Annotated in this window: 20 protein-coding genes and 3 pseudogenes; 4 read left to right on the top strand and 19 right to left on the bottom strand. The window is 53.5% G+C overall.

The genetic code is table 11. From position 1 onward, the window contains the following. Positions 1 to 27: 27 nt before the first annotated feature. Positions 28 to 3,102: a beta-galactosidase gene (lacZ, locus tag B8P98_RS28405; protein WP_004182121.1), complete on the bottom strand. Its 3,075-nt coding sequence runs from the start codon at positions 3,100 to 3,102 to the stop codon at positions 28 to 30. Positions 3,103 to 3,223: 121 nt separating this feature from the next. Then, complete coding sequence (lacI, locus tag B8P98_RS28400; RefSeq protein ID WP_016831235.1) at positions 3,224 to 4,306, bottom strand: DNA-binding transcriptional repressor LacI; 1,083 nt, start codon at positions 4,304 to 4,306, stop codon at positions 3,224 to 3,226. Between the two features lie 222 nt (positions 4,307 to 4,528). On the opposite strand from lacI, the gene B8P98_RS31950 reads away from it, so the two are divergent. The 3 genes from B8P98_RS31950 to B8P98_RS28385 all read left to right on the top strand — a co-directional run bounded on the left by B8P98_RS31950 (position 4,529) and on the right by B8P98_RS28385 (position 6,398). Beyond that, positions 4,529 to 4,744, top strand: a complete 216-nt coding sequence (locus tag B8P98_RS31950; RefSeq protein ID WP_004152285.1) for a hypothetical protein — start codon at positions 4,529 to 4,531, stop codon at positions 4,742 to 4,744. A 22-nt stretch (positions 4,745 to 4,766) separates the two neighbouring features. Beyond that, complete coding sequence (locus B8P98_RS28390) at positions 4,767 to 5,777, top strand: zinc-binding alcohol dehydrogenase family protein (protein WP_004152284.1); 1,011 nt, start codon at positions 4,767 to 4,769, stop codon at positions 5,775 to 5,777. A 333-nt stretch (positions 5,778 to 6,110) separates the two neighbouring features. After that, positions 6,111 to 6,398: an EAL domain-containing protein gene (locus B8P98_RS28385; protein ID WP_165765869.1), complete on the top strand. Its 288-nt coding sequence runs from the start codon at positions 6,111 to 6,113 to the stop codon at positions 6,396 to 6,398. 22 nt (positions 6,399 to 6,420) lie between these two features. On the opposite strand, the pseudogene B8P98_RS28380 reads toward B8P98_RS28385, so the two are convergent. From B8P98_RS28380 to B8P98_RS28335, 10 genes and pseudogenes are all read right to left on the bottom strand, one after another. Beyond that, positions 6,421 to 6,679 (bottom strand): annotated as a pseudogene (locus tag B8P98_RS28380) (IS66 family transposase); the annotation flags it as partial. 49 nt (positions 6,680 to 6,728) lie between these two features. Then, a complete protein-coding gene (gene tnpB, locus B8P98_RS28375; RefSeq protein WP_038806866.1) occupies positions 6,729 to 7,067 on the bottom strand; it encodes an IS66 family insertion sequence element accessory protein TnpB in 339 nt (112 codons plus the stop codon). Positions 7,068 to 7,120: 53 nt separating this feature from the next. After that, positions 7,121 to 7,888 carry a Fe(3+) dicitrate ABC transporter ATP-binding protein FecE gene (gene fecE, locus B8P98_RS28370; protein ID WP_004152282.1) on the bottom strand — a complete coding sequence of 256 codons (768 nt, stop codon included), beginning with the start codon at positions 7,886 to 7,888 and terminating at the stop codon, positions 7,121 to 7,123. Beyond that, complete coding sequence (fecD, locus tag B8P98_RS28365; RefSeq protein WP_004118246.1) at positions 7,889 to 8,845, bottom strand: Fe(3+) dicitrate ABC transporter permease subunit FecD; 957 nt, start codon at positions 8,843 to 8,845, stop codon at positions 7,889 to 7,891. Continuing rightward, positions 8,842 to 9,840, bottom strand: a complete 999-nt coding sequence (gene fecC, locus B8P98_RS28360) for an iron-dicitrate ABC transporter permease FecC (RefSeq protein ID WP_004118243.1) — start codon at positions 9,838 to 9,840, stop codon at positions 8,842 to 8,844. Before fecC ends, fecD begins: the two co-directional genes overlap by 4 nt. Then, the gene (fecB, locus tag B8P98_RS28355) at positions 9,837 to 10,739 is read right to left on the bottom strand and encodes a Fe(3+) dicitrate ABC transporter substrate-binding protein FecB (RefSeq protein WP_095033677.1); all 903 of its coding nucleotides are present in this window, start codon (positions 10,737 to 10,739) and stop codon (positions 9,837 to 9,839) included. The genes fecC and fecB overlap by 4 nt, the downstream gene beginning before the upstream one ends. A 44-nt stretch (positions 10,740 to 10,783) precedes the next feature. Next, positions 10,784 to 13,108 carry a TonB-dependent Fe(3+) dicitrate receptor FecA gene (gene fecA / locus B8P98_RS28350; protein ID WP_095033676.1) on the bottom strand — a complete coding sequence of 775 codons (2,325 nt, stop codon included), beginning with the start codon at positions 13,106 to 13,108 and terminating at the stop codon, positions 10,784 to 10,786. A gap of 85 nt (positions 13,109 to 13,193) precedes the next feature. Further along, positions 13,194 to 14,147 (bottom strand): ferric citrate uptake sigma factor regulator FecR, encoded by a 954-nt coding sequence (gene fecR / locus B8P98_RS28345; RefSeq protein WP_004197067.1) that lies wholly within the window; start codon positions 14,145 to 14,147, stop codon positions 13,194 to 13,196. Continuing rightward, positions 14,144 to 14,665 carry an RNA polymerase sigma factor FecI gene (fecI, locus tag B8P98_RS28340; RefSeq protein ID WP_004197062.1) on the bottom strand — a complete coding sequence of 174 codons (522 nt, stop codon included), beginning with the start codon at positions 14,663 to 14,665 and terminating at the stop codon, positions 14,144 to 14,146. Before fecI ends, fecR begins: the two co-directional genes overlap by 4 nt. A gap of 475 nt (positions 14,666 to 15,140) precedes the next feature. Next, positions 15,141 to 15,626: pseudogene (locus B8P98_RS28335) on the bottom strand (Mu transposase domain-containing protein); the annotation flags it as partial. Between the two features lie 103 nt (positions 15,627 to 15,729). On the opposite strand from B8P98_RS28335, the gene B8P98_RS28330 reads away from it, so the two are divergent. After that, positions 15,730 to 16,841, top strand: a protein-coding gene (locus B8P98_RS28330; RefSeq protein WP_087812879.1) for an IS3 family transposase whose coding sequence is annotated in 2 segments (ribosomal slippage) — positions 15,730 to 15,991 and positions 15,991 to 16,841 — 1,113 coding nt in all. Because the reading frame shifts where the segments join, the coding sequence is not laid out codon by codon here. Between the two features lie 20 nt (positions 16,842 to 16,861). Here B8P98_RS28330 and B8P98_RS28325 read toward each other — a convergent pair. The 7 genes and pseudogenes from B8P98_RS28325 to hxsD form a co-directional block, all read right to left on the bottom strand. Further along, positions 16,862 to 17,200 (bottom strand): annotated as a pseudogene (locus tag B8P98_RS28325) (transposase domain-containing protein); the annotation flags it as partial. Between the two features lie 49 nt (positions 17,201 to 17,249). Then, on the bottom strand, positions 17,250 to 17,597 hold the full coding sequence (gene tnpB, locus B8P98_RS28320; RefSeq protein ID WP_004152557.1) for an IS66 family insertion sequence element accessory protein TnpB: 348 nt from the start codon (positions 17,595 to 17,597) through the stop codon (positions 17,250 to 17,252). Continuing rightward, entirely contained in the window at positions 17,594 to 17,971 is a 378-nt protein-coding gene (gene tnpA / locus B8P98_RS28315) for an IS66-like element accessory protein TnpA (RefSeq protein ID WP_064184130.1), read from the bottom strand. Before tnpA ends, tnpB (B8P98_RS28320) begins: the two co-directional genes overlap by 4 nt. Positions 17,972 to 18,527: 556 nt before the next feature. Beyond that, positions 18,528 to 19,163, bottom strand: coding sequence for a His-Xaa-Ser repeat protein HxsA (gene hxsA / locus B8P98_RS28310; RefSeq protein WP_004118217.1), 636 nt, complete (start codon positions 19,161 to 19,163; stop codon positions 18,528 to 18,530). Continuing rightward, positions 19,160 to 20,272, bottom strand: a complete 1,113-nt coding sequence (hxsC, locus tag B8P98_RS28305; RefSeq protein WP_000005560.1) for a His-Xaa-Ser system radical SAM maturase HxsC — start codon at positions 20,270 to 20,272, stop codon at positions 19,160 to 19,162. Before hxsC ends, hxsA begins: the two co-directional genes overlap by 4 nt. Then, positions 20,265 to 21,653, bottom strand: coding sequence for a His-Xaa-Ser system radical SAM maturase HxsB (gene hxsB / locus B8P98_RS28300; RefSeq protein ID WP_004118216.1), 1,389 nt, complete (start codon positions 21,651 to 21,653; stop codon positions 20,265 to 20,267). Before hxsB ends, hxsC begins: the two co-directional genes overlap by 8 nt. Next, positions 21,653 to 21,925 carry a His-Xaa-Ser system protein HxsD gene (hxsD, locus tag B8P98_RS28295; RefSeq protein WP_000333416.1) on the bottom strand — a complete coding sequence of 91 codons (273 nt, stop codon included), beginning with the start codon at positions 21,923 to 21,925 and terminating at the stop codon, positions 21,653 to 21,655. The genes hxsB and hxsD overlap by 1 nt, the downstream gene beginning before the upstream one ends. Positions 21,926 to 22,213: the final 288 nt, after the last annotated feature.

Below are 22,213 nucleotides of genomic sequence, written 5' to 3'. Positions count from 1 at the left end.
GGGCAGACATGGCCTGCCCGGTTATTATTATTTTTGACACCAGAGCAACTGGTAATGGTAGCTACCGGCGCTAAGCTGGAATTCCGCCGACACTGACGGGCTCCAGGAGTCGTCGCCACCAATCCCCATATGGAAACCGTCGATATTCAGCCATGTGCCTTCTTCCGCGTGCAGCAGATGGCGATGGCTGGTTTCCATCAGTTGCTGTTGACTGTAGCGGCTGATGTTGAACTGGAAGTCGCCGCGCCACTGGTGTGGGCCATAATTCAATTCGCGCGTCCCGCAGCGCAGACCGTTTTCGCTCGGGAAGACGTACGGGGTATACATGTCTGACAATGGCAGATCCCAGCGGTCAAAACAGGCCGCAGTAAGGCGGTCGGGATAGTTTTCTTGCGGCCCTAATCCGAGCCAGTTTACCCGCTCTGCTACCTGCGCCAGCTGGCAGGTCAGGCCAATCCGCGCCGGATGTGGCGTATTGCTCGCCACTTCAACATCAACGGTAATCGCCATTTGACCACTTCCATCAATCCGGTAGGTTTTCCGGCTGATAAATAAGGTTTTCCCCTGATGCTGCCACGCGTGGACCGTGGTAATCAGCACCGCGTCGGCAAGCGTATCTGCCGTGCACTGCAACAACGCTGCTTCGGCCTGGTAATGGCCCGCCGCCTTCCAGCGTTCGACCCAGGCGTTAGGGTCAATGCGGGTCGCTTCACTTACGCCAATGTCGTTATCCAGCGGTGCGCGGGTGAACTGATCGCGCAGCGGCGTCAGCAGTTGTTTTTTATCGCCAATCCACATCTGTGAAAGAAAGCCTGACTGGCGGTTAAATTGCCAACGCTTATTATCCAGCTCGATGCAAAAATCCGTTTCGCTGGTGGTCAGTTGCGGGATGGCGTGGGGCGCGGAGGGGAGTGTCACGCTGAGGTTTTCCGCCAGACGCCACTGCTGCCAGGCGCTGATGTGTCCGGCTGCTGACCATGTGGTCGCGTTCGGTTGCACTACGTGAACCGTTAGCCAGAGTTGTCCGGCGCTCTTCGGCTGCGGTAGTCCAGGCAGTTCAATCAACTGTTTACCTTGTGGAGCGACATCCAGAGGCACTTCACCGCTTGCCAGCGGCTTGCCATCCAGCGCCACCATCCAGTGCAGGAGCTCGTTATCGCTATGACGAAACAGGTATTCGCTGGTCACTTCGATGGTTCGCCCGGATAAACTGAACTGGAAAAACTGCTGCTGGTGTTTTGCTTCCGTCAGCGCCGGATGCGGCGTGCGGTCGGCAAAGACCAGACCGTTCATGCAGAACTGGCGATCATTCGGCGTATCGCCAAAATCACCGCCGTAAGCCGACCACGGATTGCCATTTTCATCATATTTAATCAGCGACTGATCCACCCAGTCCCAGACGAAGCCGCCCTGTAAACGGGGGTACTGACGAAACGCCTGCCAGTATTTAGCGAAGCCGCCAAGACTGTTACCCATCGCGTGGGCGTATTCGCAAAGGATCAGCGGGCGCGTCTCTCCAGGCAACGAAAGCCATTTTTTGATGGACCATTTCGGCACAGCCGGGAAGGGCTGGTCTTCATCCACGCGCGCGTACATCGGGCAAATAATATCGGTTGCGAGGGTGTCGGCTCCGCCGCCTTCATACTGTACCGGGCGGGAAGGATCGACAGATTTGATCCAGCGATAGAGTGCGTCGTGATTAGCGCCGTGGCCTGATTCATTCCCCAGCGACCAGATGATCACACTCGGGTGATTACGATCGCGCTGCACCATTCGCGTTACGCGTTCGCTCATCGCGGGTAGCCAGCGCGGATCATCGGTCAGACGATTCATTGGCACCATGCCGTGGGTTTCAATGTTGGCTTCATCCACCACATACAGGCCGTAGTGGTCGCACAGCGTGTACCACAGCGGATGGTTCGGATAATGCGAACAGCGCACGGCGTTAAAGTTGTTCTGCTTCATCAGCAGGATATCCTGCACCATCGTCTGCTCATCCATGACCTGACCATGCAGAGGATGATGCTCGTGACGGTTAACGCCGCGAATCAGCAACGGCTTGCCGTTCAGCAGCAGCAGACCATTTTCAATCCGCACCTCGCGGAAACCGACATCGCAGGCTTCTGCTTCAATCAGCGTGCCGTCGGCGGTGTGCAGTTCAACCACCGCACGATAGAGATTCGGGATTTCGGCGCTCCACAGTTTCGGGTTTTCGACGTTCAGACGTAGGGTGACGTGATCGGCATAACCACCACGCTCATCGATAATTTCACCGCCGAAAGGCGCGGTGCCGCTGGCGACCTGCGTTTCACCCTGCCACAAAGAAACCGTCACCCGCAGCTCATCGCGCAGCTCGCCGTACATCTGAACGTCTGCCTCCAGTACAGCGCGGCTGAAATCATCATTAAAGTGAGTGGCTACATGGAAATCGCTGATTTGCGTGCTCGGTTTATGCAGCAACGAGACGTCACGGAAAATGCCGCTCATCCGCCACATATCCTGATCTTCCAGATAACTGCCGTCACTCCAGCGCAGCACCATCACCGCGAGGCGGTTTTCTCCGGCGTGTAAAAATGCGCTCAGGTCAAATTCAGACGGCAAACGACTGTCCTGTCCGTAACCGACCCAGCGCCCGTTGCACCACAAATGAAACGCCGAGTTAACACCATCAAAAATAATTCGCGTCTGGCCTTCCTGTAGCCAGCTTTCATCAATATTAAATGTGAGCGAGTAACAACCCGTCGGATTCTCCGTGGGAACATACGGCGGATTGACCGCAATGGGATAGGTCACGTTGGTGTAGATAGGCGCATCGTAACCGTGCATCTGCCAGTTTGAGGGGACGATGACAGTATCGGCGTCAGGAAGATCGCGCTCCAGCCAGCTTTCTGGTACCGCTTCTGGTGCCGGAAACCAGGCAAAGCGCCATTCACCATTCAGGCTGCGCGACTCTTGGGAAGGGCGATCGGTGCGAGCCTCTTCGCTATTACGCCAGCTGGCGAAAGGGGGATGTGCCGCAAGGCGATTAAGTTGGGTAACGCCAGGGTTTTCCCAGTCACGACGTTGTAATACGACGGCCAGTGAATCCGTAATCATTGTCATAGTTGTATCCTGCGTGAATTGTTATCCGCTCACATTTTCGCATAACATACGAGCCGGACACATAGAGTGTAAAGCCTGGGGTGCCTAATGAGTGAGCTGACTCACATTAATTGCGTTGCGCTCACTGCCCGCTTTCAAGTCGGGAAACTTGTCGTGCCAGCTGCATTAAGGAATCTGCCAACGTGCGGGGAGAGGTGGTTTGCGTATTGGGCGGTAGGGTGGTTTTTCTTTTCACCAGTGAGACGGGCAACAGCTGATTGCTCTTCACCGCCTGGCCCTGAGAGAGTTTCAGCAAGCGGTCCACGCTAGTTTTCCCCAGCAGGCGAAAATCCTGTTTGATGGTGGTTAACGGCGGGATATAACACGAGCTGTCTTCGGTATCGTCGTATCCCACTACCGAGATATCCGCACCAACGCGCAGCCCGGACTCGGTAATAGCGCGCATTGCGCCCAGCGCCATCTGATCGTTGGCAACCAGCATCGCAGTGGGAACGATGCCCTCATTCAGCATTTGCATAGTTTGTTGAAAACCGGACATGGCACTCCAGTCGCCTTCCAGTTCCGCTATCGGATGAATTTGATTGCGTGTGAGATATTTATGCCAGTCCGCCAGACGCAGACGCGCCGAGACAGAACTTAATGGACCGGCTAACAACGCGATTTGCTGGTGACCCAATGCGATCAGATGCTCCACGCCCAGTCGCGTACCGTCTTCATGGGAAAAAATTATACTGTTGATGGGAGTCTGGTCAGAGACATCAAGAAATAGGGCCGGAACATTAGCGCAGGCAGCTTCCACAGCAATGGCATCCTCGTCATCCAGCGGATAGTTAATGATCAGACCACTGACGCGTTGCGCGAGAAGGTTATGTACCGCCGCTTTACAGGCTTCGACGCTGCTTCGTTCTACCATCGACACCACCACGCTGGCACCCAGTTGATCGGCGCGAGATTTAATCGCCGCGACAATTTGCGACGGCGCGTGCAGGGCCAGACTGGAGGTAGCAACGCCAATCAGCAACGACTGTTTGCCCGCCAGTTGTTGTGCCACGCGGTTGGGAATGTAGTTCAGCTGCGCCATCGCCGCTTCCACCTTTTCCCGCGTTTTCGCAGAGACGTGGCTGGCCTGGTTCACCACGCGGGAAACGGTCTGATAAGAGACACCGGCATACTCTGCGACATCGTATAGCGTTACTGGTTTCACATTTACCACCCTGAATTGACTCTCTTCGGGTGCTATCATGCCATACCACGAAATGTTTTGCGCCATTCGGAGGGGGCACGCCGAAGTGAGATTCAAAATGCCGACGTCAGTTCACAGGTGGGTAATGATACCAACGTGTTGATTTCGTATTTTCACTGACACCAGGATCATCCTGATGTTACAAGGATTGAATGACAACAGATTAAAATAGTCATCAACAGGTTGACAGCATTACCGACTGACCTTATCCATAGCGGTAACCTGACCGTTAACGAAATTAACCGCTCAGCCGGATTTCTCATCAACAGTTTTGATTTGCCGGGCATTGGTATATTCATGGGCATCAGCGCCCGCTTTCTGCGTATTTTTCGATTTGCACTGCCGGGGGCACTGGCGGGTATCGCGTTCCGCACACTTTTACATTTATTTATCTGGTGACTGACCTTTTTAAGGAGACAGAATGAAAGCCGTTGGTTTCTGGCAACCCGGGGAAAGTACATCCGTTATTGAAGATTTGTCGCTTCCCCACCCATCCATGCCCAAGGGGCGTGATCTTTTGATCAGAGTCAGGGCGGTCGCGGTTAACCCACGGGACCTGAAAAGCCGGCGAAACATCAGCCCCTCTGCAGGCAATCCGGTAGTTATGGGATACGACGCTTCCGGTGTTGTTGAAGCAACCGGACCAGATGTGACGCTGTTCAGGCCAGGTGACCACGTTTTCTATGCCGGTGTGCTCGATCGCCAGGGAGCCAACGCAGAGTTTCAGCTGGTTGACGAACGCATTACGGGGATAAAGCCGGCAGCACTAAGTTTTGAAGCTGCAGCGTCGGTTCCTCTGACCGGTCTGACAGCCTGGGAAATGTTATTTGATCGTCTGCAGTTGTCAGTGAACGGAGATGCTGATCAGACCCTGTTGATGCTTGGCGGTGCGGGCGGAGTCCCTTGTATGGCTATACAGCTTGCCCGCACTCTGAGTCGGGTGAACATCATCGGGACTGCCTCCCGGCAGGAGAGTGTCAGAGCGGTTCGCGGGTTTGGTGCGCATTATGTCCTGGATCATTCATGTGCGCTTGCGCCACAGGTTGCCAGCCTTGCTGGACTCCCTCCCATTACCCGGATTTTCTCAACGTACACCACGCCATCTGCCTGGGAAAATATGGCCGAAATTATTGCCCCACAAGGCCGTATCGGACTCATCGACGACCCTGAACCACTGGATCTGCGTTTGATCAAATTTAAGAGCGTTTCTGTTCACTGGGAGGCAATGTTTACCCGCCCCATGCATGCTACTGCGGACATGTCTAAACAGCATGATATTCTTAACAAACTCTCATGCATGCTGGATTCCGGTAAGCTCAAACCTCCGTTGCTGGCAGAGTATGGCAGGCTGAATGCTAAAGCACTTCGCCGGGCTCATGAGGACATGGAAAATAAAAATGTGAACGGGAAAATTGTTTTTTCAGGGTTCTGATGAACAGGCCTGTCAGAGTAAAAAAAGATTCGGGTTCAGCACAATGCTGAATTCTGTCTGGCTATAGAGTAAGAATCGTACCGGAATTGAGCATTTACCCTCAGTACCTGCGGATGAAAAAGCAGTCTGCCCTGACATACTGAATAATCCCTTCTCATAAGATGCCTCTCTTTTGCTGTTTAAAGAGCTGAGCAGTCCGGGCGGAGACTGACCTCGTTCCGCTTTCCAAGCGACCCCCTTGTTGAAAGTGCGACAAAAGAGATAGGGCGAATGACTATACTTCGCTCATAGCTGCCCGTCATGCCAGCTCAAAAAACAGGCTTAACGTAGGATATTTTCCGTTTTCCAAGCGGCCCCCATATTGAATGGCTGACGGTACTGGATTTCGATGAGATAAAAATAGACCGTATTTTTATTGCCAATATTGATGACCCGGTGAAGCGAGCGCTACTTGTTTCTGTGGTGAAAGGGTTACGTGGTACTGGCAAACCACTGGTGTTTGAAGGGGTGGAAACGCCAGGACAGTTTGAATTCGTCCGTTCTCTTGGCCCCGGTTACCTAGTTCAGGGCTGGTATACCGGAAAACCCGAAACAATATCTGCGATGAATATTCAGGGTTAAAACGATACGTGGCCCGGCCCGTATCGGCAACCCGACCCGTCAGCGTATCGCTTTCTGTCTGAAGCCGGTTCAGGTCGGCTTCTATCTGCGCGATGCGGCGGGAGATTTATTCAGAATGACTGCCGAAGTTCATTCGGCGAAGCTTATCCAGCTGCGCCTGCAGATGGTCTATTTCGCGCTCCCGGTCGGCCTGCTTTTCCAGCAGGGCGCGGTTCAGCGCTTCCTGTTCGGACAGGCGCTGTTTCAGCAGAAGGATGTCGTCAGGGGGAGGTGTTGTTCATAAGCCCGCATTTTACCAGGCTTATTCAACGACAACCAGGATAAAGAGGCCTACAACATGGTCAGGGACGTAAGCAGTCTTTTAGGCTGCCGCCAGTCGATGCCTTCCAGAAGCATTGCCAGCTGCGCCGGGGTCAGGAACACTTTGCCATCGCGGGCAGAGGGCCAGGCGAAGCGGCCGCGTTCCAGCCGTTTGGTCAGCAGGCTCAGCCCGTCGCCGGTGGACCACAGCAGTTTGACCTTACTGCCGCTGCGGCCCCGGAAGATGAAGACATGGCCGGACATCGGGTCATCTTTCAGCATCGTCTGCACCTTTACGGCGAGACCATTGAAGCCGTTGCGCATGTCGGTGATACCGGCAACCAGCCAGATTTTGGTGCCTGTTGGCAGGTGGTTATCACTTCCTTTATCTGTCCTGTGATGATCCTTATCACTTCGCCAGACTACTTCACCACACACATGGGTCTGCCAGATACCGGTTCGGGATGGATTTCCGCTTCTACGCTGAACACCGTCTTTAGAAGCTCTGGTTTCATCACTGCTTCCGGAGCACCTTGCGCCATCACGCGACCGCTTGCCAGTACCACCAGATGATCGCAATAGCGGCTGGCCTGATTCAGATCGTGGAGTACCGTCACTACGGTTTTCCCCTGCCTTTTGAGTTCAACCATCAGGCGCATCAGTTCAACCTGATGATTGATATCGAGGTAGGTCGTAGGCTCATCAAGAAGAATGAGTGGGGTATCCTGTGCCAGCACCATCGCCAGAAACGCACGCTGGCGCTGGCCGCCGGAAAGCTGGGTTAACCTGCGGTCAGCCAGATTGCGCGTCCGGGTCTGACTCATTGCCACGTTGACCCGCTCGTTGTCTTCCGCGGAGAGTCGCCCCCACAACGACAGCCACGGGCTGCGGCCGTAGGAAACCAGTTCCCGTACAGTGATCCCCTCGGGGGATAAATGGTGTTGCGGCAGTAAAGCCAGGCGGCGAGCCAGCTGGCGGGCGGAAAAACCGGCTATGGGTTTTTCATCAAGCAATATCTCGCCAGAGTCTGGTGTTAACAGGCGAGAAAAACAGTTCAACAGCGTCGATTTCCCGCAACCGTTAGGGCCGAGCAGGGCCGTGATTTTTCCGGCAGGCAGGGCGAGAGAAAGTCCATCCAGCACGGTTTGTGCGCCATAGCTGACGGTCAGATTTTCAGTACGTAATCTCATTTATCGCATTCTCACAAGCAGCCAGACAAACCACGGTGCGCCGATAATGGCGGTCAGCACGCCTGCCGGAAGCTCCAGCGGCGGATGAATGATTCGTGCCAGCAGATCGGCAATGACCAGCAACAACGCGCCCGTCAGGGCCGAAACGGGCATCAGCCAGCGGTGACGCCCGCCGGCGATCCTGCGCACCATGTGCGGCACGACGAGACCAATAAAACTTATCGGGCCACAGACGGCCACGCCGGTTGCTGTCATCGCGACAGCCAGCATCAGCCCCTGGAACCGGGTGCGCTGAACCGACACGCCGAGCGTGGCTGCTCGTGCATCGCCCAGCGCCAGCAGGTCGAGATCGCGACAAAAGCGCAGGCTCAGCGGCAAAAACAGAATGAGCAACGGCACGGCAATCTTCACAAAGTGCCAGTCGCGCCCCCATAAGCTACCCGTCAGCCACAGCAGGGCACTGTTTACATCCTGCGGGTGCAGGAGCATCAGGTAATCCGTCAGGCTCGCCCAGCAGGCGGAAAGCGCCACGCCGGTGAGCGCCAGCTTCATCGGCTGGTGGGTCTTTGCCAGCATCTTCAGCAAGATCAACCCCGCCATACCGCCCGCAAAGGCCAGCAGCGGCAGCACCATCACGGATAGTGATGGCATAAGAAGCAGTGCTCCCACAGAGGCAAGGCTGGCGGCATGGTTAATGCCGAGAATATCCGGTGATGCTAGCGGGTTACGCACAATCCCCTGTACCAGCACGCCCGCCACGGCGAGGGCTGCACCGACAAACAGTGCCAGCAGCAAGCGCGGCAGTCGGTACTCCATCAATACATAATAATGCTCGCGTCCGTCCTGCCAGTCGGTCAGCAGCGCGCGCCACGGCACGGGGATCACCCCCATATGGAGTGATAACAGCGCACAGCCTGCCAGGGCAAGGGTGATGAAAATGACCAGCGCAATTTTCATCCTCGCCTCCTCACCAGCCAGACAAAGCAAGGACTGCCAATCAGCGCCAGCACTGCGCCTGCGGGCAGATCGCCGGGGAAGGCCAGCGCGCGTGCGAGTACATCTGCCATCAGCATCAGCGTGGCCCCCAGCAGCATGCTCACCGGCAGTACGTTGCGCTGATCGAAGCCTGCCCAGAAGCGCGCCAGATGTGGCACCAGCAGGCCGATAAACGCCACCGGACCTGCCACACTGACGCACGCGCCAACCAGAAGCAGCACTAACATATTGATGATCAAACGTAGTCTCGGCAGGTTCACTCCCAGCGTATGGGCGGTACTGTCGCTGACGTTGAGCAGGTTCAGTTGATTCGCCAGCAGCAACACGACAGGGACTGCAGTGACCACCACCGGCAAGAGCTGCCAGACATCCTGCCAGTGGGCGTGGGACACTCCGCCTGCCAGCCAGTAAAAGATGCCGTAAGCATGATCTTCGGCCAGCAGTAGGGTGATGCGGGTCAGGGCCATACAAAAGGCCGACAGCGCGATACCCGCGAGGATCAGTTTGTTTCTGTCCTGGGTATGACGAAACCCGCCTCCTGCGGTCATGACCAGCAGCCAGCTCACGCCGCCCCCGCATGCCGCGATGAACGACAGGGAATAGCCTGCAACCGGCGTCGGACTCAGCGCGCTGGTAAGCGCCATAGCCAGCGCCGCGCCGCTGTTAATGCCGAGCAGTGAAGGAGAGGCCATTGGGTTGTGGGTCAGGGTTTGCAGCAGCGTGCCCGCGAGCGCCAGGCTTGCGCCGATCAGAACGGCGACCAGGCTTCGCGGCAAACGAAGGTTTTGCACCAGCGCTTCTGGTAGCGTTGGCGTGTGTCCAGGCAGCAGGGCGCGGATTGCGTCTGCTCCGGAAACAGGAATGGCCGAGTAGCAAAACAGACTCAGCCAGAAAATAATAATAAGTACTGCAACGGGAAGCCCCCACAGCAGCACCGGGTGTTTTAGCGCGGTCATTTCATATCGGTAAGCGGCTGATGGTGGAAGATTTTTACCGTGTCAGCGGCAATACGCTCTGCGGCAAAAATACCGCGCATCCGCGCCCAGGCGTTACTGTCGACTGAAGCAACCTGCTGCTTCTGCGCGGCGGTTAATATCTGCCAGAGCGGATCTTGTTGCCAGCGTTTAACAATGCTCTCTTCGCGATAGTGGGCAACCAGCAGCCAGGCAGGATTGACCGCCAGCATTTGCTCCAGGCCGATGGACGGCATGGACGCGCCCGCCATCGCAGCGGGAACGTTCAGCCCCAGAGAAGCCAGCACGCTGCCGGTCCAGGTCTCCTGGGTATGCAGGTTGAATAGCTGTTCGCGTGATGTGCCAAAGGCCACGCGTGTCCCTGTGGGAAGCTGGCTGGCCCACTGCGCCATCTTCTCTTTATGTTGTTCCAGACGCGCCTGCATCTCTCGTTTTTTACCTACCACTTCGCCGATGATAGCCGCTGAGTGCAAATTTTCAGCGTAGGTTTCGTTGCGGGACTTAAGCAGCAGTACCGGCGCGATTTGCTGCAAGGCGGTGTAAATCCCCGCATGGCGACTGCTGTCGGCAATGATCAGGTCTGGTTTCAGGGCAGCAATGGCTTCCAGGCTCGGCTGCGCGCGCGTTCCGACGGACTGCCACGGTTTCAGGTGCGCACGCACTTCGGGCAGGATGCGTTTTGCATCGTTATCGTCGGCAATACCGATCGGGCTGACGTCCACGGCGGCCAGCGCATCGGCGAACGAGAGTTCCAGCACCACAATCCGTTGTGACGTTTTATCGAGTGTAAACGTGCCGTGTTCGTCCTGAACCGTGGCGGCAAAGGCGTGGCCGATCACCAGCAGCAGGCCTGCAAAAAGAAAACGGATAAATGCCAACATAGTCACATTCCAGCTAAAAGCCCGGCAAGCCGGGCGTTAACACATCAGAACTTCAACGACCCCTGCATATACAGCGTGCGCGGCTGGCCTGCGTAGATGCCTTTGTTGTTGTCGTCATAAGAGCGGATGAAGTAGTCCTGGTCGAAGATGTTTTTCACACCGAACGCCAGGTTCAGATCTGCCATCTGCGGGCCAAAGTCATACGCCACGCGTGCGCCCCAGAGCATGAAGCCGGGAATGCGGCCGGTACTGCCGTCGGCGCTCTCTTTCACCGTATTGGCGTTATCCGCAAACTGGCTGGACTGGAAATCGCTGTTCAGATTGAACGTCCAGTTGCCCGGCTTGTAGTCCACGCCCAGCGTGCCTTTATGTTTCGGGGAGAATGGCACCTGATTGCCATAGGTGTCGCCTTTCTCGCGGATTTCCGCGTTCACATACGCATAGCTGGCGTAGACGGAAACGTTATCAAGCGTTGGCGTTAGCGTACCCAGGTCGTAACGTGCCTGCGTTTCCAGCCCGGTATGGCGCGTTTTGCCACGTGCAGTGACGGTGTCGTTGGTCTGGTTGGAGTCGTACTGATTGTTAAAGTTAATTAGGAACAGCCCCATTTCCGCCGTCAGCGCGCCGTCGTCGTAGCGGGTACCGAGTTCCCAGGTTCGCGCTTTTTCCGGTTCCACATTGCCGCTTTGCACAGCCTTGCCAATCTGGCTGTACTGTACGGTGCCGAACGAGCCTTCAGTGTTTGCATAAAGATTCCAGCTATCAGTCAGGTGATAGAGCACGTTCAACGCCGGAAGCGGTGCGTTATAGCTCACCTCTTCGTGCGTGCCTTTGATGGCGTTGTTCTGGTATGACTCGATATGTTCGAAACGCATACCCGGCGTGATGGTCCAGTTGCCGATGTCGATTTTGTCATCCAGATACCAGGCGTGCGCCTCGGTGCCGGAACGCGTGTCGCGGTCGTAAGGGCTTGAGCCGGACGGCAACTGCCCGCTGCTGGTGGCGGTGTAGTAACGCATTTCATGCGTTGATTCATTCACATAGCGATAGCCCACGCCCACTTCGTGCGCGTAAGGGCCGATCATAAAGCTCTGGCTGTAGCGTGGCTCAATACCGCGCACCCAGTAGTTACGCGGCGAGAGGGTGATGCGTTTGCCTTGCTCCAGGTAGCCGCTGCGCAGGGTTTGGGTGTAGAACCCCAGAATGTTGAATTTATGCTGGCTGTCCGGCTGGAACTGGTAGCCCAGGCTCGCCAGCTTGCGACGGCCCCAGAAGCGGTCATACGGGCGGGTGAATTGCCAGCGATCGGCGTCGTAATCCGCGCGGGACAGGCCGCCGGGCATGTCGGCTTCACCATCGTAATATTGCAGCAGGCTGTTGAAGGTGTGCACCTCATTCGGCGCATATTTGCTTTTCAGCATCAGGTCGTCGATGCGGGTGGCGCTGTGCTCGCGCCAGTCACTGCCGCGCGTGCCGGAGTAGAGCAGCGCGGTGCCAAAACCGTTGTCCGCTGTGCCGCCCACCATCAGGTTGTGCGTCTCTTTCGGGTTGTTTTGTGAAGAGGTTGGGCTGAGCTGACCTTCCACCCCCGCCTCGATACCAAAGTCCTGCGGAATGGCGCGGGTAACAAAGTTCACCACGCCGCCCACGCTCTGCGGTCCGTAACGCACCGCACCACCACCGCGCACCACGTCAATGGCATCCATGTTGCCGAGCGAAACGGGAGCCAGTGAAAGCTGCGGCTGACCGTAAGGGGCAAAGGGGACGGGGATGCCGTCCATCAGGACGGTCGAGCGGCTGGCGAGGCGTGGGTTCAGGCCCCGGATGCCAAAGTTCATCGCCAGGTCGTGGCTGCCGGTGCCGTTGTTTTCCGGCGCGCTGACGCCAGGGATGCGGTTAAGCACCTCACGCATGGTGGTTGCGCCGGTTTTGGCGAAATCCTCACGGCGGATCACGTCACGCGCGCCAGCATGTTCAAATACGTCGTTTTCACGCGCATCGCCCAGCCAGTCGCCGACCACGGTCAGGGCATCTTCTTTTGGCGCGTGCGCGGGCTCCAGCGTCCAGCTGTTATTTCCCAGCGGTTTTACCTGCAGTCCGCTGCCGTCCAGCAGCTGTTGCAGGCCGCTCTCGACGTCGTAATCTCCGTGCAGGCCGTTGCTCTGCTTGCCGCGCGTCAGGCTGGCGTCAACCGAGAGGGTAATTCCGCTGTGTGCGGCATACTGATTGAGCGCTTTGTCGAGCGATCCCGGTGCGATATCAACCTGTGCAGCAAAAGCGGAAAACGAGAGACCGGCCAGCGGCAGCAGGCTCAGGCGAATGGCGTTAACCAAAGGTGTTGTTTTACGAAAAACGCGTAACGGCGTCATACCTTCTCCATCATCATTTTTGTTGTGTTCAGCTATGAGTCGAACGAGAAGGTAAAAAGGACAATCGAAATGAGAATTATTTTTCTTACAGCGGTGAAATGTTTATCCAGTACCGCGTAATAGACTGAATTTTAACGGGAAGCGTTTGAGCGATAACGTTCAGGATCGCATCGGTATTTTTCAGCGGGAACGTCCCGCTCAGGCGCAGCCCGGCAACGGCGGGATCGCAGCGCAGCACGCCGTTGCGGTAACGGCTTAGCGTGGCTATCACCTCACCCAGCGGTTTATCGCTGAAGCTCAGGATGCCCTTCGTCCAGCTTGTACTCTCGTCATCCAGCGGTTTCACTGCGCCAAACTCAGAGGCGCTGAACTGCAGGCTTTCACCAGCGTTCACGATGCGTTTTTGCGCGGGGGCACTGGCGAGAAGCACTTCCACGGCGTGCTGCTGCACGTCAAGCTGCGTGAAATTATCCTGCTGGCGGACGGTAAATTCTGTCCCTAAAGCGGTGAGTTGGCCCTGACGGGTCAGGACGCGGAAGGAGCGTTGCTGCGCATCTTTCGCGGTAGTAATGGCGATTTCACCGTACCAGAGCCGGACGGTGCGCTGATGCGCATCAAAACGCACATCCGCCGCGCTTTGGGTATTCAGCGTGAGCAGGGAGCCATCTTCCAGTTGCTGACGGCTGACTGCGCCTTTGGGGGTGCGGTAATCTGCCCGCAGACCTTCGCCGGTTTCCGACTGCCAGAGTTGCCAGCCTCCGCCAGCGCCGAGCAACAGCAGTAATCCTTTCATCACGTGACGGCGGGTGAGGCGGGTATCGTGCAGCGCCCGGCTGGCAACGTCGCCAGGCACACCGCCAAGCTGGTTGCGCAGGTTTTCAACCTGCTGCCAGGCCCACTGGTTATCCTGATCCTGTTCATACCACTGTTGCCAGCGCGCTTCCTGTTGTGGGCTGACGCGCTCGCCGCTTAGCACGGCATACCAGTGGGAAGCTGAACGCAGCGCCTGACGGCGGGAATCGGTTAACGAAGGATTCATAACCCATGCTCCAGACGAAACAGCAGGCAGTGCTCGACGGCTTTCGCCACGTATTTTTTCACGGAGCTGACGGAAACACCGAGTTTGTGCGCAATCTCGCTGTATGTCAGGCCATCCAGTTGCGAAAGCAGAAACGCTTCACGTGTTTTTCCGTTTAGCCCGTCCAGCATGCTGTCGACGAGTTGTAGGGTCTCGAGCTGGCTTTCGCGTTCCTCAGGTGAAGGCGCTCCCCCCTCCGGCATAAGCGCCAGCATCTCCAGATACGCTTTTTCCAGCGCGTTTCGGCGAAACAGGTCCACCATCACGCGTTTGGCGATAGTGCACAGGAAAGAGCGAGGATCGCGGATCGTCGAGAGCGTTTCGCTGCTCATTACCCGCAAAAAAGTGTCCTGGGCAATGTCATCTGCATCAAAGGCAGACTGGAGTTTGCGCGTCAGCCAACTTTTCAACCAGCCGTGATGGGTGCCATAAAGCGACTCGAACGTTAAGGAAGCTGTGGTAGTGGCACGGTCAGACATGCGGAGTGCATCAAAAGTTAATTATCACGTAGCCATATTAATATGAGAATGGTTATCATTACAATTGGAAATAAAATTGTTTCCAATAAACATTTTTAACATGTTGTTTTTCTAAGTGTTATAAGGTAGGTATAAAATGGGATGGATCCTCTGCTTCTGGCATCTGTCGGTCAGAATGACATCATGATGTGGTCTGCTATTATTGACATCCTCCCCGCCCTTTAGGGCGGGGAGGATGTCAACTATGAGTGTTGCCTGAAATGTCGCCAGCCCCCGGTACAGCAGAAGTATCTCGGGCTTTCTGCGTTTGCTCCTGGTGGGTATGGCCCCCGCAAGCGGGGGTTATTGCTAACTGTCGTTTCAACAAAAAGTAACTTTTTTCACTTTGCCCCTCAGTACAAATTAGGGGCTTGCCGCGGATGTACCATGCCTGAATATCTTCGAGTGATGATTTGGTGCGGCTTTGTTGAATAAATCAGATTTCGGGTTCCACCTGACTGACCTGCTGCCAGAGCGGGGCGTGATGCTCCGGCACGGTCTGCCAGCCGGATGCAGCCGAACAGAGACGGTGCGATGCCATCTGCTGCTCATTACTGTAGATCCGCAGTTCATCATCCAGCGAAATCCGTATTGATACCGGCTGGCCACACAGGCTTTCCGGCACGCTGTAACGGTTTCCGCCAACCTCGATATAGCCATCCCAGGAGACATGACGGATATCGAAGTAGCTGGTATCGAAGTCCGTATCCGGCAACGGCTGCAGATGCTCCTGTTCCTGCGTGAAGCGCTGTTCCGGTGTCTGCCTGAACTGGCGAAGTTCCCGCCTGTCGGCAACGTCAGCCATCCACTGCTCCAGTAGCTGATTAACCTGGGCGAAGCTGTCGAACCGGCGGTACCGGACGAAGAAGTTCTCCTTGAGGTATTTCACCATCCGCTCCACCTTACCTTTGGTTCTGGCCCTTTATGCTGACTCATTATTTCTGGCTGTAAGTATCCCGGCAAAACGAACCATTCACTTTTAGAGATCTTCCGACATACTGATAATGTCCCCTGAGGAGATCGCTATGCGTAAGATCCGATTCACTGAACACCAGATCATCGCCGTTCTGAAGTCCGTCGAAGCCGGACGTACCGTCAAGGATGTGTGCCGTGAGGCCGCTATTTCGGAAGCCAGCTATTACAACTGGAAGGCGAAATATGGCGGGATGGAAGCGGCCGATATTAAAAAAATCAAAGATCTTGAGGATGAGAATCGACGTTTAAAACAGATGTTTGCTGATCTCAGCCTTGAGTGCCGGGCACTTAAAGACGTCATCGAAAAAAAGCTTTAAAACCAGCGATAAAGCGTGAACTCGTCAGCTATCTGACGGTGCAATTTGCCATGAGTTTACGCCAGGCCTGCAGGACGTTATCGCTGAGCAGGACGGTGTATTTTTATCAGCCCGATACCCGGCATGATGAACCAGTGATCCACGCGCTGACTGAGCTGGCAGAACGCTATCCGCGCTACGGTTTTAAGAAACTGTTCCAGCTGCTGCGCAGGCAGGGTAATACCTGGAACCATAAACGTGTTCACCGGATTTACTGCCTGCTGAAACTGAATTTTCGCCGCAAGGGAAAACAGCGGCTGCCTGTGCGTAATCCCGCACCACTGGCGACACCGCAAGCGTTAAACCAGAGCTGGTCCATCGATTTTATGCACGACGCGCTGGTCTGCGGCAGACGCTTCCGAACCTTTAATGTGGTGGATGATTTTAACCGTGAAGCACTGGCGATAGAAATCGACCTGAATATCCCGGCTCAGCGAGTCATCCGGGTGCTGGACAGGATCGTGGCAAACCGCGGCTACCCGCTGAAAATGCGGATGGACAACGGGCCAGAGCTGGTCTCGCTGGCGCTGGCACAATGGGCCGAAGAACATGGCGTACAGCTCGAATTTATCAAGCCGGGTAAGCCGACACAAAATGCTTTTATCGAACGGTTCAACCGAACATACCGGACAGAAATCCTGGATTTTTACCTGTTCAGAACACTGAATGAAGCACGGGAAATTACCGAGCGCTGGCTGATGGAATATAACAACGAGCGGCCTCATGAATCCCTGAATAACCTGACACCGGAAGAGTACCGGCTGATGGCTGAAAAACCGGAACTCTCAAAAAGTGCATGGAACTGAAGCAGGGGTGCTTACAGCCGCAGGCGTTTTTCATCGCGGGGGAGTGATTCGGGGAACGGTTTGCGGGTGCGGGTCTGACGCAGAGTGCGCTGTACTGCCGGGTCATCCACCCGACCGGTCAGCGTATCGCTCTCTTTCTGAAGCCGGTTCAGATCGGCTTCCATTTGTGCGATACGGCGGGAGACTTTTTCGGAACGGCTGCCGAAGTTCATCCGGCGAAGTTTATCCAGCTGCGCCTGCAGATGGTCTATTTCGCGCTCCCGGTCTGCCAGCTTTTCCAGCAGGGCACGGTTCAGCGCTTCCTGTTCGGCAAGGCGCTGTTTCAGCAGAAGGATGTCGTCAGAAGAGATGTCATTCATAAGCCAGCATTTTACCAGGCTTATTCTGCGACAACCAGGATAAAGAAGCCTACAGCATGGTCAGGGAGGTCAGCAACCGCTTCGGCTGTCGCCAGTCGATGCCTTCCAGCAGCATTGCCAGCTGCGCCGGGGTCAGGAACACTTTGCCATCGCGAGCTGACGGCCAGGCGAAGCGCCCGCGCTCCAGCCGTTTGGTCAGCAGGCACAGCCCGTCGCCGGTGGACCACAGAAGTTTAACCTGACTGCCGCTGCGGCCCCGGAAGATGAAGACATGGCCGGACATCGGTTCGTCTTTCAGCGCCGTCTGCACTTTTGCAGCCAGCCCGTTGAAGCCGTTTCTCATATCGGTAATACCGGCAACCAGCCAGATTTTGATGCCTGTTGGTAGCGGGATCATCGCTTCAGTTCCAGTATCAGCAGAGTCAGAAGCTTTTCGCTGACAGTGCCGTTGAGGCGGAGTGTCCCGTGCCGGAACGTTACCTCACAGCAGATGCTGAGCTCTGAGTCCTCAGCGGGCGGTTCTGGTTGTACGGCGGTGGCATCGAGAGTCACAGGAAGTAACTGAGGACTCTCAGAGGAAGGTAATAGCAGCTTTCCCTCGCGCCACTGCTGGCGCCATTTAAAGAGCAGATTGGCATTAATGCCATTTTCAAGCGCCAGTTTTGAGATGGATATCCCGGGTTCGCAGGAGGCAGCAACGAGTTGCTGTTTAAACTCAGGAGAATAATTAGGGCAGCCTTTACGCCTGCCGGGAGTCATATTTTTCTGCATATCTGACACTTTGGTTCCCACTACTTATTTGGTGGACACCACTTTGTCGGATGCTTCAGATTATGACCAGACGGTTCACGCTGTACGCTTACAAATAACTGAAGAACATCCCCCTAAGCGTCAGCAGCAAGCTGCCGCCGCTAAGGCCCCGGAAATCACGCCCTTTACGTCGTAAACGCCGTAAAGCCCGCTCACCGGGGTTAAAAGGGATTACTTTGACTTCTTCATTGCTGTTAGATGGTTAAGGCTAATCAGGGCAGGGGGTAGGGTGGCAGAATTTATAGCCCGGTAACCGGCTACGCCGGGCTTTCGGCGCCATTTGACGCCACAGACACATGTAACCTCATCTGGCGCCTCCATGCCGCTGACGCGGCATCCAGAAGTTTCCCGATGCTGTAAGTCTTAACGTCTGCTTTGTGCCAGAAGCGGACATTGATAACATCGCAATATCTTAATTTATGGGGAGTGGTTCACGGACGTTGCTTGCTCTTAGTGACCAATAGTGTGCACGCGACTAATGCAATTTATTACTTTTCATTTTATGCCCCACTGAGATTTAACGAGCCAAAATATTTAACGAGTTCAATAATTGAGTATCCAGCGTTTCAGTTGCAGGTGTTGGTAGTCCGTTCGCAATGCGATAATTTTTTATGGACTGCCTTGTGGAAGGCCCCATTATGCCGTCAATATTCCCGTTGTAATAACCTTTGTCCAGCAAAGCGAATTGAACCCGCATGATTAAGCGCTTACGCTTCTCTGTACCAGAAGTCAGCCCATTACTTGCACGGTTAGCTTCTGTAGTTCCAACAGAATTCGTAGTAGTAGAGTTGTTATTGTCGTTAGAACGAAGCGAACGCACAGAGGAAGAGGACGATGAGGAACTTGTTCCTGAACTTGAAGACTCAGATGAGCTTGGTGAGCTGTATGTTTTTGGATAATAAGGAGTGCTGCCACCATAGTACCCGCCACCTGATGATGATCGGTGAGAACTATGGCTTCGATGGGAGCTATGACTGCGATGCCCTGCAATGTAGAATGGAACTTCGGTGTTAAGTGGGGCTATCACTAAATCATGTTCATTAAGGGTCATACCAGGCAAATCACTTGCTCCGGTGGATGAATCACTTGCCCATACAGAATTATTGAGCGCCAAAAATCCCGGAAGTAGAGCAGCAAAATTAAATTTTTTCATAAAATTGGTCTCGGTGGTTGATGAAAACGGCCTGTTGAGGAACTGAAATAACCAGTACAGGAAGACTTCTGAGTGCATTCATCACATTCTTTAGGATAGTAATTTTTCCAATCAGAGATCGACTGAGCAGCAAGCTCCCAAGCTCTTTCGGGAAGATGACACAAAGGATAATTAAAAATTGTTAGAGGTATACCTGACCTGTGCGCAGCGTCTATGGCGGAGATTATTTTCTCACTATAACTGCTGTGCTCAATGAAGATTGTTGACCAGTTCTTTCGTGCCCAACCGATAGATTCCAGCCCCATAAGGGAAATCTGATTGATGTTGGAGAACACACGGCCAACGAACTCTACAATATCATCCAATTCTGTATAGTTAGCCAGTGTCGGAATAACTCTAAGTTCGATATTAATCCCTGAGTTTCCTGCATTAATTAATCCCTTAACCGTTTCATTAAATGCGCCATCATTCCCTACCAGATGATCATGCACAAGTGGTCTTGATGAGTAGAGCGGGATACCAAAGGTGATTTTTATCTTTTTGCTTCGCTTTGCCATTTCCTGAGTAAAGTTGATATCAGAAAATTTGCGTCCGTTTGTTAAAACATGCAAAGCAGTATCTGGTGAATTCTCGATGATAAAATCAATGAAGTGAAGGAAATCATCTCCATACAGCAAAGGTTCTCCACCGCTGACCCCAACAACTCCATCCAAACCAAATGAAGCTATAGCAAGAGCTGATTGGGTAAGTAGCCAGTCATCATTTGATTTCTTAGGTGGCTGCGAACAAAACAGACACAAGTTATTGCAGCGTTCCGTTACTAAGACAGTATTATGATTGGCTCTGCGGGACAGAATTACGCGTATCATATTGCCATTGTTGATTATCCCAATATCTCCATCTTCAATTGACTCATATAATTCAGTGCTAATAACAGAGAAATCAAAGCATGGTTGAATGGCATCATTATTGCCTTCAGCAACTACCAGTAAATTGGGTAAAAAGAATAAAGGGTTCATTGGTTTTTGTTTGCATAACCGATAGAACCCCGTGGGCACATTCTTTTTTGAAGCAAAATGAAAGATATCGTTCCTAATAACCTCAGACATATGCCCATCCTTTTAGCATCTCAGCCTTCGGACCACCTTCTGAGATGCAGTTCATCAGATACCTGAACATCCCCTTGTGATACTGACAAAACGTTGAACGACTCCTATCACCGACAGGCTCACCCTGTACACTTATGTTCTGGCATGGATCTGCACCGCAAAATGGTTGATATGCACATGTATCACAACCCGGCAGAGCAAAATTGAACGATGAACTCAACACTGCGTTATAGTAAGGACTCTTAGAAAATGATAGCGTTTTAACCTCACCCGCACTGAACTCCGTTTCAGGGTTCACCTTCTGCAACATACGGCTCTCATCGCTACCATATACTCGACCGTCATAATTGAAAAGAATACTGTTAAGCACGACCCCGCTTGGCGACTTTAAATCCGCATAACCACTAAAGCCGGGATTGAAGATCCTTTTCAGATGAATGGAGGCCGAATGTTCCACAACCCTTATCCCTTCATTATTCATCTTAAGGATTTCATCTATCAACGAGGCATAGAAACTGAAGTATTCCTCCATAGAAAATGTGAACGATGCTTTTTGTGCAAACCCATAGGGACTAACAGGTCGGATAAACATGTCCTTGAGGCCAAGAGACAAGTGAGCCTGGACAATCGATTCAGGATGCCTGATAAGATCTTTAGTAACTGTAGTAACCGTTGCAACGCGACCAGCGCCTAAAGACCGTTTGATAGCCTCTACTCCTGATACTGTTCTACTGTAAGCAAGCCCATGACCAAGAATTCGATTACTGTTGTGAACAACCTCCTCACCATCAAGCGAAACAGAGAACGTTATGTTCCTGCCTCTCGACCATTGAAGCATATCCTCATTCAAGACAGACAGGCTTGATGCTATCACCATCTCAAAATCGGAGCTTCCCAACGTTTCAGTACATTGCTCATAGATAGACTGAATTAAATCGAACCGCAAGAGTGGCTCTCCACCCTGTATCTCTATCTTGTAAGGTGGTATCGATAGTTTTTTGATAGTCGAAATGATATGAGGGATGAGATCGGGATCTAGATCATAACCAGAGGCGTTCACTGAAGCTCTACTGACCTGACAATACTTGCAGGTATGGTCGCAACGCAATGTGGGCACAATCATGAAAATTGGCCTGATCGCCAGTTCATTCATCAATCTTTTTGCAAAAGCAGAACTTAAAGCATAGGGAGCAATAGCTGATGAGCTTTCGTTGGTTATGAACAGCTTGCTTTCTAGTGGGTTTGATTGCTCCGCACTGATTTGCTCATCAGAAAGATCAAGCAGCTCTTGCTCATTAATGAAGTGATGAAAGCCTGCGAGGTTGCTTATAAAAACCCGTCCATTAGGCAATCTGTCAAAATTGAATGGCATCAATTCCATTACGAAAGCCTTTCATCTACGCTGCGAAGCACTTTATGGACAATAGAATCTCTCAACGCCCCTGTTTTATGCTGTAGCTTTTCTCGCAAAGCGTAATCATTCAGCAGTCTCTCGAATTCATAGAGGCATTCGGGACTATCGTTTTCAAAAGAGATCGTCCAAGAGGACAACTCCTCAAGGAGTTTCCATCGAGTAAGTGGAGTCATCCAGTATAGGCTATTGCGTATAACCCACTCAGAATAAAGTTCTTTTTCAAACGTCCTTTCGCACATTGCCATCACCTTTCAATGCAAATAATCACGCCCAGCAACTTCTTCAAAGCAGATTTTTCCTATAGAAACAATGATACAACATATCTATCGGTATGTTACAGGTGACTAGCGTGCCGTTGATCAATATATCGCAACGTTCGTAATGCCATCACCAATTGTGAACCTCTGCTTCTCGTTCATAGCTGCCCGTCTGACCTGCTCCCCATTGCTTAACATGCATCGTAGTAAGTATGCATTCCGAACTTCCGCTGTTCGCTCATAACGGACTGCGCTCACTTATTGCAGTGA

This window comes from Klebsiella quasivariicola (assembly GCF_002269255.1).
Lineage (GTDB): Bacteria > Pseudomonadota > Gammaproteobacteria > Enterobacterales > Enterobacteriaceae > Klebsiella > Klebsiella quasivariicola.
This window is presented reverse-complemented; position numbering and strand designations above follow the sequence as displayed.

Coding starts and splice junctions, on each gene's coding strand:
- lacZ (WP_004182121.1), bottom strand. CDS start 3,102: ATGACAATGATTACGGATTCACTGGCCGTCGTATTACAACGTCGTGAC.
- B8P98_RS28390 (WP_004152284.1), top strand. CDS start 4,767: ATGAAAGCCGTTGGTTTCTGGCAACCCGGGGAAAGTACATCCGTTATT.
- fecE (WP_004152282.1), bottom strand. CDS start 7,888: ATGAGATTACGTACTGAAAATCTGACCGTCAGCTATGGCGCACAAACC.
- fecD (WP_004118246.1), bottom strand. CDS start 8,845: ATGAAAATTGCGCTGGTCATTTTCATCACCCTTGCCCTGGCAGGCTGT.
- fecC (WP_004118243.1), bottom strand. CDS start 9,840: ATGACCGCGCTAAAACACCCGGTGCTGCTGTGGGGGCTTCCCGTTGCA.
- fecB (WP_095033677.1), bottom strand. CDS start 10,739: ATGTTGGCATTTATCCGTTTTCTTTTTGCAGGCCTGCTGCTGGTGATC.
- fecA (WP_095033676.1), bottom strand. CDS start 13,108: ATGACGCCGTTACGCGTTTTTCGTAAAACAACACCTTTGGTTAACGCC.
- fecR (WP_004197067.1), bottom strand. CDS start 14,147: ATGAATCCTTCGTTAACCGATTCCCGCCGTCAGGCGCTGCGTTCAGCT.
- fecI (WP_004197062.1), bottom strand. CDS start 14,665: ATGTCTGACCGTGCCACTACCACAGCTTCCTTAACGTTCGAGTCGCTT.
- tnpB (WP_004152557.1), bottom strand. CDS start 17,597: ATGATCCCGCTACCAACAGGCATCAAAATCTGGCTGGTTGCCGGTATT.
- tnpA (WP_064184130.1), bottom strand. CDS start 17,971: ATGCAGAAAAATATGACTCCCGGCAGGCGTAAAGGCTGCCCTAATTAT.
- hxsA (WP_004118217.1), bottom strand. CDS start 19,163: ATGAAAAAATTTAATTTTGCTGCTCTACTTCCGGGATTTTTGGCGCTC.
- hxsC (WP_000005560.1), bottom strand. CDS start 20,272: ATGTCTGAGGTTATTAGGAACGATATCTTTCATTTTGCTTCAAAAAAG.
- hxsB (WP_004118216.1), bottom strand. CDS start 21,653: ATGGAATTGATGCCATTCAATTTTGACAGATTGCCTAATGGACGGGTT.
- hxsD (WP_000333416.1), bottom strand. CDS start 21,925: ATGTGCGAAAGGACGTTTGAAAAAGAACTTTATTCTGAGTGGGTTATA.